Raw genomic sequence first — 15,406 nt, 5'->3', positions numbered from 1 at the left:
CGGACGAACATCCGGGCTTTTTTCTGCCGATGAAAATGAGATCTAGCGCACATATATAATATCCAGACTGATTTGATAGATAGAAAATTTTGCCGATAAAAAAATAAATCATTATCAATTGGGCATCTATTCAATCATTCCCCTACTTTTTTTGTGTCATTCCACAAGTACAAGTAAAAATTCGATTGAAATATTTAAGATAAAAACATGAATATGTGAATCGAATGTTAATCCCATAGAGTCCCCCTATAGCTCCACGCAAAAAAAAGCATTATTTTTCTATTGGACGCCTCGTTATCTTTCCCCACAGAGAAATATTAACTTTGGACCGGCCAGGATCGCCCAATAGCGGCCATCAGGCATCCAGTGGAGAGAGCATATGAGCCACTACCCCCATCTTTTTTCCCCGTTGACCATTAACGGGATGACAATAAAAAACCGCATCATTATGCCGCCAATGGGGACCAACCTGGCGAGCCTGAACGGTGAAGTCACTCAGGAACAGATTGACTACTATGAGCTACGCGCGCGGGGCGGCACAGGACTCATCACTATCGAGAATATTTGTATCGATTTTCCATTCGCTTCTAATGGCACAACCCAGCTGCGTATCGATAACGATCAGTATATTCCGCGCCTGTTCAAATTAACCGAAACCTTACATAAACACGGCGCCTGCGTCGGTATTCAATTAAACCACGCTGGCGCATCGGCCTATGCATATCGCCTGAACGGCGAAATGCCGCTTTCCTCTTCCAGCACGCCGTCCAAAAAGAACGGTAATATTCCCCGTCCGATGACGCACGACGAGATATATCATGCCGTCGATAAGTTTGGTGATGCTGCGGAGCGCGTTCGCCGCGCTGGTTTCGACTGTGTGGAAATTCACGCCGGCCACTCTTATTTAATTAGTCAGTTTTTATCACCGCTGTTTAATAAGCGTACCGATGAATTTGGCGGCAGCGTAGAGAATCGCGCCAGAATATTAACCTTAATCGTCGATAAGGTACGCGCCTGCGTAGGTCCGCGTTTCCCGGTCAGCCTGCGTATTAGCGCCGATGACTTCCTGGAGGGCGGGAATACGCTCGAAGATTCCTTGCGGATCCTCGAATTGTGCCAGGAGAAAGTCGATATTATCAACGTCTCCGCCGCGCAAAACGACAACCTGAATTTCCAGATTGACCAGATGTCTCTGGAAGATGGCTGGAAGCGCTATCTCTCCCGTGCGGTACGCGACAAATTCCACAAGCCAACGGTAATTGCCGGCAATATCCGTACTCCTAAAGTCGCTGAAGATATTATCGCCAGCGGCGATGCTGACCTGATAGCCATTGGTCGCGGACTGATCGCCGAGCCGGAGTGGGTACAAAAAGTGCAGAGCGGTAACGAACGTTTGATGCGGAAATGCATCTCCTGCAACATCGGCTGCGCGGATCACCGCATCGCCCGCTCCCGCCCTCTGCGCTGCTCGATTAACCCGGATATTATCCACGGCGATGCCTATAAACAGCAGCGCGTTATCCGCGATACCAACGTCGTGGTTATCGGCGCGGGTACGGCGGGAATGGAAGCGGCCTGCACCGCGGCGGAAGTCGGCTGCCATACCTGGCTGCTGGAAGAGAAGCACAGCATCGGCGGACTGGCCAGCGAGATCTCCCTGCTGCCGGAGAAAAAGCGTATCGCCGATTTTCCGCAGTTTATGAAAAACCGTATCGCCTCGCTCGATAACCTGATGCTGCAGGTCGGCAAGCGCGCCACCGTGGCATCCGTTTCCGCTCTTCGCCCGGATTTAATCGTCAACGCAACCGGTTCAGTTCCTCTGCTGCCGCCAATTGAAGGACTGCGCGAGAACATCGATGTCGAAGGCGGAAACGTCTTCTCCATCACCAACATGATTCATCATCTGGACCAGTTTGCCGATGCTACAGGTAAACGCATCGCTGTCGTCGGCGCAGGCGCCGTAGGTCTGGATGTTATTGAATACTTCTCCGCGCGCGGCGCCAGCGCCGTGCTTATCGAGATGCAGGACGCGCCGGGACGCGACCTGGACATCATTACTAAAAATGCCATGTTGACCATGCTCGATGAACATCACGTGGAACAGCACATGCGTACGCAGCTGGTTGCCGTCACCCCAACGCATTTCACCGTTAAAAATGCGGATGGCACCTTTGACATTCCTTTTGATTACGGCTTCGTCTGCCTGGGAATGCGCGCCAATACCGCCGGTCTCACTGAGATTGAACAATGGGCCAGAGCCAATAACGTAAAAATAATGAACATCGGCGACAGCCTGATGGCCCGGCGAATCATTGATGGCGTGCGCGAAGGGCGCAACGTGCTGGACACCCTTGAAGATATGGGCGCTCTCGGCAACCGCGAATCGACAAAAATTCCATTTCTAACATATTGAGGACTTTATCATGGCAGAACGTATTACTGGACACACCGAGCTGATTGGCCTGATTGCGACCCCGATTCGTCACAGCATGTCGCCGACTATGCATAACGAAGCCTTTGCCCATCTGGGACTGGACTACGTTTATCTGGCGTTCGAAGTAGGTAATGAAGAGCTGAAAGATGTCGTACAGGGTTTTCGTGCATTAAAACTGCGCGGCTGTAACGTCTCCATGCCGAACAAAACGGAGATTTGCCAGTATCTGGACAAACTCTCGCCGGCGGCAGAACTGGTTGGCGCGGTGAATACCGTGGTGAACGACAATGGTGTCCTGACCGGCCATATCACCGATGGCACCGGATATATGCGCGCGCTCAAAGAAGAAGGCATTGATATCATCGGCAAAAAGATGACCGTTCTGGGCGCTGGCGGTGCGGCAACCGCGCTCTGCGTTCAGGCCGCGCTTGATGGCGTCAAAGCGATCTCCATCTTCAACCGCAAAGATAAATTCTTCGCCAACGCAGAACAGACCGTTGCCAAAATCCGTAATAACACCAACTGCGAGATCCACCTGTTCGATCTGGACGATCATGACAAACTGCGCGCGGAAATCGACAGCAGCGTCATTCTGACCAACGCCACCGGCGTGGGGATGAAACCGTTTGAAGGCCAGATGCTGCTGCCTGACGACAGCTTCCTGCGCCCGGACCTGATCGTTTCTGACGTGGTCTACAACCCGCGCAAAACTTATCTGCTGGAAGTGGCTGAGAAAAAAGGCTGCCGCACCATCAACGGTCTGGGGATGATGCTCTGGCAAGGCGCGCGCGCTTTTGAAATCTGGACAGGCAAAGAAATGCCGGTTGAACACGTCAAAAATATCCTGTTCTAAGGATGGGCGCGATGAAAAATCAATATGTCCCAACGGCAGCTGGGCTATATCTTAACTATCTGATCCACGGTATGGGGGTTTTGTTAATTACCCTCAATATGGCGAATCTGCAGGAACAATGGGGAACCGACGCTGCCGGCGTCTCCATCGTTATCTCGTCGCTCGGGATCGGTAAGCTCGCCACGATCGTGACAGGATTCCTGTCCGACCGTTTTGGTCGTAAACCCTTTATCTATCTCGGCATAGCCAGTTATGTGGTGTTCTTCCTCGGTATTCTGCTGACGAAAAACATCTATCTGGCCTACTGCTGCGGCATTATGGCGGGCCTGGCGAACAGCTTCCTCGACTCCGGTACCTATCCGGCGCTGATGGAGTCTTTCCCTAACTCCGCCAGCCGGGCTAATGTGTTGATCAAAGCCTTTGTCTCTGCCGGGCAGTTCCTGCTGCCGTTTATTATCGGTGCGCTGATATGGGCGAATATGTGGTACGGGTGGTCGTTTATCATTGCTGCAGCATTAATGATCCTGAGCGCGGTCTACCTGATAAAAATGCCTTTCCCGGATCATCGGGCGAAAAAGGAAACCGCAGAGAAATCAGTGACTGCCGCCGCCGCTCCGCAGGCGGACTCCGGCAAACTGGATATGGTCATCTTTACCCTGTACGGCTATATCGGTATGGCGACTTTTTATCTGGTAAGCCAGTGGTTAGCGCAGTACGGCGAGTTCGTTGCCGGCATCCCACACGAGTCGGCTATTAAACTCTTGAGCGTCTATACTGCCGGTTCACTGACCTGCGTATTTGTCACTGCGGCATTTGTTAAAGAGGTATTCAGCTCAGCCGTCGCTATGATCATCTACACTTTCCTGTCGATGATTTCACTGCTGATCGTTTGCCTGTTCCCGACGCCAATGATTGTGACCGGCTTTGCCTTTATCATCGGCTTTGCCGCCGCAGGCGGCGTGCTGCAGATAGGCGCGACCATCATGGCCATGAGCTTTCCGAACGGGAAAGGCAAAGCCACCGGGATCTTTTATACCGCAGGAAGTCTGGCCAGCTTTACGATCCCGTTGATTACGGCAAAACTGTCGAAGATTGGTATCGCCAGCATTATGTGGTTCGATCTTCTGATCGCTATCGTCGGCTTTGTGATCGCCCTGTACATCGGTTATCGTCAGCTTCAGGTTCGCGCCGCTGCAAAAACATCCCGCGTTGCAGCAACCGCCTGATGGTCAATGACAAAAAGAATAATGGATACCAACATGACTAAAGCAGTAACAGTAAAAAACATCACCTTCCAGGAAGGGGAAACCTTAATCTGCGTACCGCTGATCGGCAAAACGCTTGCCGAGCTGCAGACTAACGCACGCGCGCTGGCTACCGCCGGAGCCGATATTATCGAATGGCGCGTCGATCACTTCACCCAGGTCAGAGAAACTGAGCAGGTTCTGCTGGCGCTGGGCGAAATTCGCCAGCTGCTGAAAGAGATTCCTCTGCTGTTTACCTTCCGCAGCAAAAAAGAGGGTGGCGAAACGGAAATTAGCGACGAAGCCTATTTTGAGCTGAATCGCCAGGCGGCCGTTAGCGGTCTGACCGACGTGATTGATATCGAGCTGTTCAACGACGAAGCGCAAATTCGCTCGCTGGTGAGCGATGCCCACGCTGCGGGCGTTAAAGTTATCATGAGCAATCACGATTTTCATAAAACGCCAGCTCAGGAAGATATCATCTACCGTCTGCGTCGCATGCAGGATCTTGGCGCTGACCTGCCGAAGATCGCGGTTATGCCACAGTCGCCGCAAGATGTTCTGACCCTGCTTTCGGCAACGCTGACGATGAAAGAGAAGTATGCCACTCGCCCATTAATCACGATGTCGATGGGTAAATCCGGCGGCGTGAGCCGGGTAACCGGCCGTTTGTTCGGTTCAGCAATGACCTTTGGCACCGTCGGTCAGGCTTCTGCGCCAGGGCAAATCGCCATTACCCAGCTGCGTGAACTGATGGATATTCTTTCCTGATGAAACCATCGCCCGGAGGTCACCCTCCGGGCATCTTGTTATCTGATTTTTTGGCTGTCATTAATAATGACATCTTTAAATGACTGAATGGCCGGGGAAAGTACCCGCTCCTTCATGGTCGCCAGATAGATATAACGCGGAGGAATGGCATTTTTGATCGTCAGGATATGCACGTTGTAATACGACAGCGCGGAAATTCTCGGCATAATCGCAATACCGTAATCTATACTGACCAGCCCCGCCATCGCCGTATCCTCATCAACGTAGCAGGCAATATCCGGAACCAGTTTTTGCTGCATAAACACGTTATCAATAAAAGGTCGCAGACCGCTATTTTCTGAAAAATAGATATAGGGGTAGTGGATCGTCTCCACGAGGTCGACTTCATTTTCATAAAGCCTGGCCAGAGGATGATCTTTTGCCGTCACTACGACCAGTTCTTGTTGAATAATAGGAATAAAGTCAATATCCGGTTCATCCGCAATATAGGAACAAATAGCCAGATCGCTTTTTCCGGCTTTCAGTTCCTGGAGAAGGGTTAACGAGGTTCCCTGAGTAAAAGAAAATGTCACATTGTGACGAGATGGTGACAGCGAATATTTATTAATTAACTGCGGAACAACATATTCGCCCATGGTATAAATAAATGCAATGCGAATATTTTCTTTGTTCTCAGCGCTATTTTTTTGCAACGTCATACGGCCATTTTCTAACGAGGCCAGCGCGTCTTCCACGTAGGGCAGAAAGCGCCTACCATTCTGCGTAATCTTGACATTGCGCCCTTTCCTGGCAAATAGCGCCACTCCCAGCTCTTTCTCCAGTTCAGATATGGCATGGCTGAGGGACGGTTGGGTGATAAAAAGGCTGGAGGCAGCTTCAGTGTAATGCTCAGTTTCTGCCAGTCGCTTAAAATAATAAAGTTGCTTTAGGTTCATTATTTTTGCTCGTATAATATAAAAATAAAACTAATGTGCTTAATATACCATACAAGCTATCTATGATGAGCCGGAAAGGAGAAATATCGGAGTCATATCAAATATTCTTTTACCATTTCGTTCCAGGGGTAACAAGGCATGACCAATCATCGATAGAGTCAATACTTAAGCAGAGTATTTCTGCATGCATAAATACATGCAAAAATATTTTAAACTTTAAAGGAACTCTCTATGAGGACACTCAATGCTCAGGAACGGCCGATTTTGCCGTCGGCCACGCAAAAGCGAACTAAAACACGAATTGTAATTTTAATGTTACTATCGATCGGGACGATGATAAATTATCTCGATCGTACTATTTTAGGTATTGTTGCACCTAAGTTAACGAGCGAAATCCATATCGACCCGGCGATGATGGGTATCGTTTTTTCCGCTTTCGCCTGGACCTACGCGCTGGCGCAAATTCCCGGGGGAATGTTTTTAGATCGCTTCGGTAATAAATTAACTTACGCGCTTTCTATTTTCTTCTGGTCAACCTTTACCCTATTACAAAGCTTTTCCGTAGGCTTAAAATCATTGCTGCTGCTGCGATTAGGTTTAGGCATCAGCGAAGCCCCCTGCTTTCCGGTGAATAGTCGGGTCGTGAGTAAATGGTTTCCCCAGCATGAACGCGCTCGGGCAACGGCGACTTACACCGTCGGTGAATATATTGGACTGGCCGCATTCTCCCCGCTACTTTTTTTAATTCTGGAGCATCATGGCTGGAGAACGCTATTTTTCCTGACCGGCGGTTTGGGCATTGCATTCACTTTTGTGTGGTGGAAATTTTATCATGAACCGCATCAATCAAAGACTGCAAATAAAGCAGAGCTGGAATATATCGGCGTAGAAAATACGACTAGCGCCGATGAAAATATCCCGTTTAACTGGCCCGATGCCAAACGCCTGCTGTGCTGCCGACAGATTATCGGCGCCAGCCTGGGGCAGTTTGCCGGTAACACCACGCTGGTTTTCTTCCTGACCTGGTTCCCCACTTATCTGGCTAACGAACGCCATTTACCGTGGCTTCACGTGGGTTTCTTCGCCTCCTGGCCGTTCCTGGCCGCGGCTATCGGTATCTTTTTCGGCGGTTGGGTATCCGATAAAATCTTAAAGAAAACCTGTTCCGTAAATATTAGCAGAAAGCTACCCATTATTTCCGGGCTGCTGCTTTCGAGCTGCATCATCATTGCTAACTGGGTCGAGAGTAACACCGCTGTTATTATTATTATGTCGATCGCTTTTTTTGGTCAGGGGATGGTTGGACTCGGCTGGACGCTTATTTCAGACATTGCGCCTAAAAACATGGGCGGACTCACCGGGGGGATCTTCAACTTCTGCGCAAATATGGCGTCAATTATTACCCCGTTAATTATCGGGGTCATCATATCCATGACCGGTAATTTTTTCTACGCGCTGATTTATATCGGATTAACCGCGCTGATTGGCGTTATCGCTTATATTTTTATTATCGGCGATATAAAAAGGATCGTGTTGAAATAACCCGCCGGGACGCTGCCCCGGTAGCCAGCCGGGGCGGTAACGACAATCAGATATCTTTCACCCGGCTGGTCATAAATAGCGTCACCAGCGAGATAGCGGCAATTGTCCAGTAGACGCTGGCGTGCCCATAGCTTTGCGACAGTGCGCCCTGAATCACCCCGGCCAGAATCACCCCGGTAGAGATACTGTTGGTAAACAGCGTCGTCGCGGCGCCCACCCGTCCGGGCATCAAATCCTGAAACCACAGCATGCCAATGCCGGCAACAATGCCGATAAACACGGCATTAAACAGCTGTAACACCAGCAGCGCCACGCGGTCGTGAAACAGAATCAGACCGATATAAAACAGCACGCCCGCCGCCACCGCAGTCACCATCATCTTGCGTTTCCCCCAGCGCTTAACGTAGTAGCCCGCCAGGATCATCGCCGGGATCTCCAGCCCGGCGGCGGTGCCCATCAGAATCCCCGCGAGGCTATCGGGAAGGCCAAGATCGCTACTGATCCACAAAGGCATATCAATGATATACATGGTGTTGCAGGTCCACATCAGCGTCGAGGCAATAAACAGCATGCGTACGTTTTTATCGTGCCATCCTCCGGCCTGTACCAGAACTTCAGCGCCTTCCGAGGGTTGTTCAACGCGGGCGACCGAGGGCAGCTTGAAGGCAATCAGCGCCAGGCTAATAACAAAGATCCCGGCAGCAATCGAAAACATGGTGGTGAAGCCGTAGTTCAGCGCCAGCATAAAGGCCAGCGGCGGGCCAATAACCCATGCCAGCGAGAGCTGCGCACGCATTATCGAACTGAACATCACCACTTCACGCGCCGAGCTATCAGCATATTCCCGCGCGAGGGCAAAAAGCTGCGGCATCGCGGCATTCGCCACGGAGGCCAGCATAACCCCGCAGGTAATCAGCGTCAGATAGTGGCGATTAAAAGCAAACAGCAGCGCGTTTCCCACCGCCATCAGGCAGCAAAACATAATCAGCCGTCGGCGATCGCCCCGACTATCGGAGCGCTTAGCCAGCGCCAGGCTGACCAGTATGCCGGCAATGGCGTTAACCGTATAGAATAGCCCTACCCAGAAAGGCTGCGCGCCCACTTCGCGGCTGAGAAATAAGCTGAGCGTCGGCGCCTGCAGCGCGCCTGCGATTCCCATCATGAAAGCGACAAGCATAAAAGCGGCGTAAACGCCGTTAAGACGTCGACCCATCGTCATTAACCACAGCATGAAATATCCTTAAGCACGCGAAGAAAACGAAAAAAGCCAGCAGAAGTTTTCTGCTGGCGGGTGATTCTATACTCTATGGATTTCGAGTTGCGGGCAGGCGGCCAGAACGTAAGTCCCTGGGAACATAGATAACTATGTGACCTGGGCGAGCGGGCGCAGCCAACGCACCTGCAGCTTGAAAGACGACGAGTATAACACCAATACTCAGTCACACATGATGTCTGCAAGTCAATGATCAGAGGCCTGCGACGTAACTCCCCACTGCATCAGTTCGCCGAGAATTTCCTGCTGTCTTCCTGCCATCAGGCGGGCCAGCCAGGACGCATCCTGCGTCGCAGAAAAGTAGCGTTGGTAGAACTGTTTAATGGTTGACCCCATCATATTCACCTCCTCGCTTCATCGACGTTGATTATTGACTTAATATAGGAAGTAATAAATTGCTGAGTTTTTATCAGGAGTTCCCCTTTTATGTCTTCCGGTCGTTTACAACAGCAGTTCATCCGCCTGTGGCAGTGCTGCGACGGCAAGTCGCAGGAGACAACGCTGAATGAACTGGCAGAGATGCTAAGCTGCTCGCGTCGTCATATGCGTACCTTACTCAACATGATGGAGGCGCGCGGCTGGCTGACCTGGGAGGCGGAGGCCGGACGCGGCAAGCGTTCCCGGCTCGCTTTTCTCTATACCGGTCTCGCGCTGCAGCAGCAGAGGGCGGAAGATCTGCTGGAGCAGGACAGAATCGATCAGCTGGTGCAGCTGGTTGGCGATAAAGCCGCCGTCCGCCAAATGCTGGTTTCCCATTTAGGCCGCAGCTTTCGCCAGGGTCGGCATATCCTGCGCGTGCTCTACTACCGGCCGATGAAAAATCTGCTGCCCGGCAGCGCGCTGCGCCGCTCGGAAACCCATATTGCCCGGCAGATTTTTAGCGCCCTGACGCGAGTAAATGAGGAAAATGGGGAACTGGAAGCCGATATTGCTCACCATTGGCAGCAGATCGCGCCGACCCACTGGCGTTTTTTTCTGCGTCCAGGCATTCATTTTCACCATGGGCGTGAGCTGGAGATGGAGGATGTCATCACCTCCCTGCAGCGCAGTAACACGCTGCCGCTCTTCTCTCACATCGAGCGTATCGACTCCCCCACCGCCTGGACTCTCGACATTCATCTCAGCCAACCCGACCGCTGGCTACCGTGGTTGTTAAGCCAGGTACCGGCCATGATCCTTCCGCATGAGTGGCGAACGATGGAGAATTTCTCCAGCATCCCCGTGGGGACAGGGCCTTACTCGGTTGTGCGTAATAATCAGAATCAGCTCAAAATTCACGCCTTCGATGACTATTTCGGCTACCGGGCGCTGATCGATGAAGTGAACGTCTGGGTTCTGCCGGAAATCAGCGAAGAGCCCAACGGTGGGTTAACGTTACAGGGCACCACGCAAAGCGAAAAGGCGGTGGAAAGCCGTCTGGAAGAGGGGTGTTATTACCTGCTGTTCGATGCCCGTAGCCCGCTCGGCGCGAACAGCGCGGTACGCCAGTGGCTAAGCTATGTATTCCAGCCCGCTAATCTGCTCTATCACGCGGGTGAGCACTATCAGGGCAACTGGTTCCCGGCGTATGGCCTGCTGCCCCGCTGGCATCATGCGCGCAGCCACGCCTGTGAAAAACCGCCCGGTCTTGAAACGGTCAGGCTGACCTACTACCAGGACCACGTCGAGCATCGCGTGATGGGCGGGATCATGGCGACGCTGCTGGCCGAGCATCAGGTTAAGCTGGAGATCCAGGAACTGGAGTATCAGGAGTGGCACCGCGGTGAGGTGGTCAGCGACGTATGGCTCAACAGCGCCAACTTTACGCTGCCGATCGATTTCTCCCTGTTTGCCTGGCTGTATGAAGTTCCCCTGATTCGCAATTGTATCCCCATCGACTGGGAGCAGGACGCCGCTCGCTGGCGCGCGGGTGAGCTGAATCCGGCGACCTGGAGCCAGCAGCTGTTGGCCAATCAAACCGTGGTGCCGCTCATTCACCACTGGCTGATGATCCAGGGGCAGCGCAGTATGCGCGGCGTACGCATGAACACGCTCGGCTGGTTTGACTTTAAATCCGCGTGGTTCGCGCCGCCGGAGCCGTAATGCTTTCAGTCCGCTGACAAAATCATTACACTAACTGCCGTTCTCAACGGGGTGCTAATAAACATACGCAATCTCATTCAAGTTGCCTCAATGCGCGGTTAGCGCGGAAGCAACCCGAAGATAAAGCGTATGGGCTGAGAAAATACCCGTCGAACCTGATCCGGATAACGCCGGCGAAGGGATTTGAGGCCCTCTCAAAATCCTTTGCCCCCCCTTTTTCTGAGGTGCAAAGTGTTGAAAAAATTACTCCCCCTGCTGGCGCTGGCCGCCGCGCCCGTTTTTGCCAAACCGCTGCTCACCGTTTATACCTACGACTCATTCTCCGCCGACTGGGGCCCTGGCCCGGCGGTTAAAAAAGCCTTTGAAGCCGACTGCGGCTGCGAGCTGAAGTTCGTGGCGCTGGAAGATGGCGTCTCGCTGCTCAATCGTCTGCGGATGGAAGGCAAAAACAGCAAAGCCGACGTAGTGCTGGGGCTGGATAACAACCTGCTGGAAGCGGCTTCGCAAAGTAAGCTGTTCGCCAAAAGCGGCGTCCCTGCCAGCGCGGTGAACGTACCCGGCGGCTGGAACAACGACACCTTCGTCCCGTTCGATTACGGCTATTTCGCCTTTGTTTACGATAAAAACAAGCTGAAAAATCCGCCCAGGAGCCTGAAAGAGCTGGTTGAGGGCGAGCAAAAATGGCGGGTGATTTATGAAGATCCGCGTACCAGCACGCCGGGTCTGGGCCTGCTGCTGTGGATGCAAAAAGTCTACGGCGATAAAGCGCCGGAAGCCTGGCAGAAGCTGGCGGCGAAAACCGTCACCGTCACCAAAGGCTGGAGCGAAGCCTACGGCCTGTTCCTGAAAGGCGAAAGCGATCTGGTGCTGAGCTACACCACCTCCCCGGCTTACCACATTATCGAAGAGAAGAAGGATAACTACGCCGCGGCAAACTTCGCTGAAGGACACTATTTGCAGGTCGAAGTCGCCGCCCGCACCGCGGCCAGCAAGCAGCCGGAACTGGCGGAAAAATTCCTCAAATTTATGGTATCGCCGGGCTTCCAGAATGCGATCCCCACCGGCAACTGGATGTATCCGGTCACTCAGGTTGCGCTTCCGCCAGGCTTTGACGCGCTGATGAAACCGCAGACGACCCTCGAATTTACACCGCAACAGGTGGCCGCCGAACGTCAGAACTGGATTAGCGCATGGCAACGCGCCGTCAGCCGCTAGCTTTCGGCTGGCTCCTGCCGGGACTCACGGCGGCCATCGTTCTGGTCGTCGTGGCGCTGGCCGCCTTTCTGGCGCTATGGTTCAGCGCCCCGGAGACCACCTGGAAAGCGCTTATCAGCGACGGCTATCTCTGGCACGTGGTGCGTTTCTCCTTCTGGCAGGCCTTCCTTTCCGCGCTTTTTTCGGTGATCCCGGCAATCTTCCTCGCCCGCGCTCTGTACCGGCGACGTTTCCCCGGGCGCACGCTGCTGCTGCGCCTTTGCGCGATGACCTTAATCCTGCCGGTACTGGTGGCGGTCTTCGGTATTCTGAGCGTCTACGGTCGTCAGGGATGGCTGGCTGAATTATGCAACGCGTTCGGCTGGCAGTGGGAATTCTCGCCCTACGGGCTACAGGGGATCCTGCTGGCGCACGTGTTCTTTAATATGCCGATGGCTACGCGCCTGCTGCTGCAGACGCTGGAAAATATCCCCGGCGAGCAGCGGCAAATCGCCGCCCAGCTCGGCATGCGCGGCTACGTCTTTTTCCGGCTGGTTGAATGGCCGTGGCTGCGGCGGCAAATCCCGCCCGTTGCGGCGCTGATCTTTATGCTCTGTTTCGCCAGCTTTGCAACCGTGCTGTCGCTGGGCGGAGGACCGCGGGCCACGACGATCGAGCTGGCGATTTACCAGGCTCTCAATTTCGACTACGACCCGGCGCGCGCGGCGATGCTGGCGCTTATCCAGATGATCTGCTGTCTCGGGCTGGTGTTGCTTAGCCAGCGCCTGAGTAAAGCGCTCGCCATCGGGGCCAGTCATATCCGCGGCTGGCGCGATCCCGACGACCGGCTATATAGCCGGCTGTGCGACACGGCGCTGATCGGCGCTGCGCTTTTGCTGCTGCTACCGCCGCTGCTGGCGGTGATAGGCGACGGGCTGAACAGCAATCTGTTTAGCGTGCTGCAGCAGCCTGCGCTTTGGCAGGCGCTGTGGACATCGCTGCGTATCGCCCTTGCCGCCGGACTCTTTAGCGTCATCCTGACCATGATGCTGCTGTGGAGCAGCCGTGAGCTCCGCGCCCGCCGTCGCCCTCTCGCCGGTCAGGCGCTTGAGCTGAGCGGCATGCTGATCCTCGCCATGCCGGGCATCGTGCTGGCCACCGGTTTCTTCCTGCTGCTCAATAATAGCGTGGGCCTGCCGGAATCCGCCGACGCCATCGTTATTTTCACCAATGCGCTGATGGCGATCCCCTACGCGCTTAAGGTGCTGGAAAACCCGATGCGCGATATTGCCGCCCGCTACGGCACCCTCTGCGAGTCGCTGGGGATGCACGGCTTTACCCGCCTCCGGGTGGTCGAGCTTCGCGCTTTAAAACGGCCGCTGGCCCAGGCGCTGGCCTTCGCCTGCGTGCTGTCGATTGGCGATTTCGGCGTCGTAGCGCTGTTCGGCAACGAAGATTTCCGTACTCTGCCCTTTTATCTGTATCAGCAAATTGGCTCTTATCGCAGCCAGGACGGCGCCGTCACCGCCCTTCTGCTTCTGCTGCTGTGCTTTTTACTCTTTAGCGTGATTGAAAAACTTCCGGGACGCGATGCTAAAACTGAATGATGTGACCTGGCTTTATCAGCATCTGCCGATGCGTTTCACGCTTGCCGTCGAACGCGGTGAGCGCATTGCGGTTCTTGGCCCCAGCGGCGCCGGGAAAAGTACGCTGCTGAACCTGATTGCCGGTTTTCTGCCGCCTGCCAGCGGCAGTATCGAGATCGATGGTCAGCCCCATACCTACACGCCGCCCACGCGTCGCCCGGTATCGATGCTGTTTCAGGAAAATAATCTGTTTAACCATCTCACCATCCGCCAGAACATTGCTCTGGGAATGCATCCGGGGCTCAAGCTGAACGCGACGCAGACCACCCGCCTGCAGGCCATTGCCGGGCAGATGGGAATCGACGCCTTGTTAGAGCGGCTGCCGGGCGAGCTTTCCGGCGGCCAGCGTCAGCGTGCGGCACTGGCGCGCTGTCTGGTACGCCAGCAGCCGGTACTGCTGCTGGATGAGCCCTTCTCCGCGCTCGATCCCGCGCTGCGTCAGGAGATGCTGACCCTGGTTGCCGACATCTGCCGGCAACAGCAGCTGACGCTGTTAATGGTCTCGCACAGCGTGGAAGATGCCGCGCGTATCGCGCCGCGGTCGGTGGTCGTGGCTGAGGGACGGATTGCCTGGGATGGCGAGACTGCCGCGCTGCTCAACGGCAGCAGCAGCGCCTCGGCGCTACTGGGAATTAGCGCAAAATAACCTTATGCAGGATGTCGAGATAGACCGGCATCAGCGGATGACGGAAGGCGAGCACCAGGGCCGCGGCGGCGGCGCATACCATCAGCGGCGCGATCCACAGCAGGCGCGAACGCGGCAGAAAGCGGGTGAGACGATCGCCGGCGCTTTTGGCGCTGCGCCACAATCGCCAGCACAGCCACGCCGCCAGCCACGCCAGCAGCGCCGCCCCCAGCAGCAGCCACTTAAAGCTGGCGCTATTCTCATCGGCCGGAATATCAATTGCCGCCCCGGCTAGTATCCCCGGTAAGAAGTAGAGCGGGGGCCATAGCAGGCAGCCAATGATATTCGGCGGAATGAATTTCGCGACCGGCAGATCCAGCATCCCGGCGACCATCGGCACCAGCGGGCGCGTTGGCCCGACAAAGCGGCCAATCAAAATGGTAAACATGCTGTGCTGATGCAGCGCATGTTCGGTTTTATCCAGCAGCGCTTTGTTTTTCTTTAAAAAAGACCAGCGATGCAGCGGCTTTTTAAACCGCCAGCCAAGCCAGAACGATATCCAGTCGCCGAGCAAACAGCCGATAATCCCCGCCAGCCACGCCTGCCAGAAGTTAACCTCTCCGCTGCCGATCAGCGCCCCCAATCCGGCCATCATCACCGTTCCCGGTAAGATAAGCCCCACCAGCGCCAGCGACTCGAGGAAGGCGACCAGCAGAACGGCTATCAGGGAATAGACCGTCGATTGAGTAATAAAGTGTTCCAGCAATGCTTGCATAATGTACCCGGTTTAAAAACGAAGCACGGATT

13 protein-coding genes and 1 riboswitch are annotated in these 15,406 nt (G+C 54.2%); of the genes, 9 read left to right on the top strand and 4 right to left on the bottom strand.

Annotated features, from left to right (window positions below; all coding sequences use genetic code 11):
• The first annotated feature begins 379 nt into the window (after window positions 1–379).
• Genes ABLV12_RS05295 through aroD form a run of 4 tightly spaced genes read left to right on the top strand, consistent with a single transcriptional unit; the run spans window position 380 to window position 5,302 of the window.
• The gene (locus ABLV12_RS05295) at window positions 380–2,413 is read left to right on the top strand and encodes an FAD-dependent oxidoreductase (RefSeq protein ID WP_004108151.1); all 2,034 of its coding nucleotides are present in this window, start codon (window positions 380–382) and stop codon (window positions 2,411–2,413) included.
• Between the two features lie 10 nt (window positions 2,414–2,423).
• Complete coding sequence (locus tag ABLV12_RS05290; protein ID WP_004108154.1) at window positions 2,424–3,287, top strand: shikimate dehydrogenase; 864 nt, start codon at window positions 2,424–2,426, stop codon at window positions 3,285–3,287.
• A gap of 11 nt (window positions 3,288–3,298) precedes the next feature.
• The gene (locus ABLV12_RS05285) at window positions 3,299–4,513 is read left to right on the top strand and encodes an MFS transporter (protein ID WP_016807515.1); all 1,215 of its coding nucleotides are present in this window, start codon (window positions 3,299–3,301) and stop codon (window positions 4,511–4,513) included.
• A gap of 33 nt (window positions 4,514–4,546) precedes the next feature.
• Entirely contained in the window at window positions 4,547–5,302 is a 756-nt protein-coding gene (aroD, locus tag ABLV12_RS05280; RefSeq protein ID WP_004108159.1) for a type I 3-dehydroquinate dehydratase, read from the top strand.
• Window positions 5,303–5,340: 38 nt separating this feature from the next.
• Here aroD and ABLV12_RS05275 read toward each other — a convergent pair whose 3' ends face one another.
• A complete protein-coding gene (locus ABLV12_RS05275) occupies window positions 5,341–6,237 on the bottom strand; it encodes a LysR family transcriptional regulator (RefSeq protein WP_004108162.1) in 897 nt (298 codons plus the stop codon).
• Window positions 6,238–6,468: 231 nt separating this feature from the next.
• Between ABLV12_RS05275 and ABLV12_RS05270 the strand changes: the two genes are divergently transcribed.
• The gene (locus tag ABLV12_RS05270) at window positions 6,469–7,779 is read left to right on the top strand and encodes an MFS transporter (protein WP_348866883.1); all 1,311 of its coding nucleotides are present in this window, start codon (window positions 6,469–6,471) and stop codon (window positions 7,777–7,779) included.
• Window positions 7,780–7,825: 46 nt separating this feature from the next.
• Here the strand turns inward: ABLV12_RS05270 and ABLV12_RS05265 are convergent, their stop codons facing one another.
• Entirely contained in the window at window positions 7,826–9,010 is a 1,185-nt protein-coding gene (locus ABLV12_RS05265; RefSeq protein ID WP_348866882.1) for a sugar efflux transporter, read from the bottom strand.
• A 228-nt stretch (window positions 9,011–9,238) separates the two neighbouring features.
• On the bottom strand, window positions 9,239–9,391 hold the full coding sequence (gene sgrT / locus ABLV12_RS05260; RefSeq protein WP_004108171.1) for a glucose uptake inhibitor SgrT: 153 nt from the start codon (window positions 9,389–9,391) through the stop codon (window positions 9,239–9,241).
• Window positions 9,392–9,478: 87 nt separating this feature from the next.
• Between sgrT and sgrR the strand changes: the two genes are divergently transcribed.
• From sgrR to thiQ, 4 genes are all read left to right on the top strand, one after another.
• Window positions 9,479–11,134, top strand: a complete 1,656-nt coding sequence (gene sgrR / locus ABLV12_RS05255; RefSeq protein WP_004108174.1) for an HTH-type transcriptional regulator SgrR — start codon at window positions 9,479–9,481, stop codon at window positions 11,132–11,134.
• A 37-nt stretch (window positions 11,135–11,171) separates the two neighbouring features.
• Window positions 11,172–11,334: riboswitch (TPP riboswitch) on the top strand.
• Between the two features lie 31 nt (window positions 11,335–11,365).
• Window positions 11,366–12,349 (top strand): thiamine ABC transporter substrate binding subunit, encoded by a 984-nt coding sequence (thiB, locus tag ABLV12_RS05250; RefSeq protein ID WP_023329242.1) that lies wholly within the window; start codon window positions 11,366–11,368, stop codon window positions 12,347–12,349.
• Window positions 12,325–13,935: a thiamine/thiamine pyrophosphate ABC transporter permease ThiP gene (thiP, locus tag ABLV12_RS05245; protein ID WP_348866880.1), complete on the top strand. Its 1,611-nt coding sequence runs from the start codon at window positions 12,325–12,327 to the stop codon at window positions 13,933–13,935. Before thiB ends, thiP begins: the two co-directional genes overlap by 25 nt.
• Window positions 13,919–14,620 (top strand): thiamine ABC transporter ATP-binding protein ThiQ, encoded by a 702-nt coding sequence (gene thiQ, locus ABLV12_RS05240; protein ID WP_348866879.1) that lies wholly within the window; start codon window positions 13,919–13,921, stop codon window positions 14,618–14,620. The genes thiP and thiQ overlap by 17 nt, the downstream gene beginning before the upstream one ends.
• On the opposite strand, the gene ABLV12_RS05235 is transcribed toward thiQ, so the two are convergent.
• Window positions 14,607–15,374: a DedA family protein gene (locus ABLV12_RS05235; RefSeq protein WP_064372748.1), complete on the bottom strand. Its 768-nt coding sequence runs from the start codon at window positions 15,372–15,374 to the stop codon at window positions 14,607–14,609. The genes thiQ and ABLV12_RS05235 overlap by 14 nt on opposite strands.
• Window positions 15,375–15,406 lie beyond the last annotated feature (32 nt).

The sequence above is a fragment of the Klebsiella sp. CN_Kp100 genome (assembly GCF_040065315.1).
GTDB classification, from domain to species: domain Bacteria; phylum Pseudomonadota; class Gammaproteobacteria; order Enterobacterales; family Enterobacteriaceae; genus Klebsiella; species Klebsiella oxytoca.
Note: the sequence above shows the minus strand (reverse complement) of the source record. Positions and strands in the feature narration are given on the sequence as shown.

Bases quoted from the DNA above. Each gene is read 5' to 3' on its own strand.
- ABLV12_RS05270 (WP_348866883.1), top strand. From the start codon at position 6,469: ATGAGGACACTCAATGCTCAGGAACGGCCGATTTTGCCGTCGGCCACG.
- thiP (WP_348866880.1), top strand. From the start codon at position 12,325: ATGGCAACGCGCCGTCAGCCGCTAGCTTTCGGCTGGCTCCTGCCGGGA.
- ABLV12_RS05290 (WP_004108154.1), top strand. From the start codon at position 2,424: ATGGCAGAACGTATTACTGGACACACCGAGCTGATTGGCCTGATTGCG.
- sgrT (WP_004108171.1), bottom strand. From the start codon at position 9,391: ATGATGGGGTCAACCATTAAACAGTTCTACCAACGCTACTTTTCTGCG.
- ABLV12_RS05275 (WP_004108162.1), bottom strand. From the start codon at position 6,237: ATGAACCTAAAGCAACTTTATTATTTTAAGCGACTGGCAGAAACTGAG.
- ABLV12_RS05285 (WP_016807515.1), top strand. From the start codon at position 3,299: ATGAAAAATCAATATGTCCCAACGGCAGCTGGGCTATATCTTAACTAT.
- thiQ (WP_348866879.1), top strand. From the start codon at position 13,919: ATGCTAAAACTGAATGATGTGACCTGGCTTTATCAGCATCTGCCGATG.
- ABLV12_RS05265 (WP_348866882.1), bottom strand. From the start codon at position 9,010: ATGCTGTGGTTAATGACGATGGGTCGACGTCTTAACGGCGTTTACGCC.
- aroD (WP_004108159.1), top strand. From the start codon at position 4,547: ATGACTAAAGCAGTAACAGTAAAAAACATCACCTTCCAGGAAGGGGAA.
- ABLV12_RS05295 (WP_004108151.1), top strand. From the start codon at position 380: ATGAGCCACTACCCCCATCTTTTTTCCCCGTTGACCATTAACGGGATG.
- sgrR (WP_004108174.1), top strand. From the start codon at position 9,479: ATGTCTTCCGGTCGTTTACAACAGCAGTTCATCCGCCTGTGGCAGTGC.
- ABLV12_RS05235 (WP_064372748.1), bottom strand. From the start codon at position 15,374: ATGCAAGCATTGCTGGAACACTTTATTACTCAATCGACGGTCTATTCC.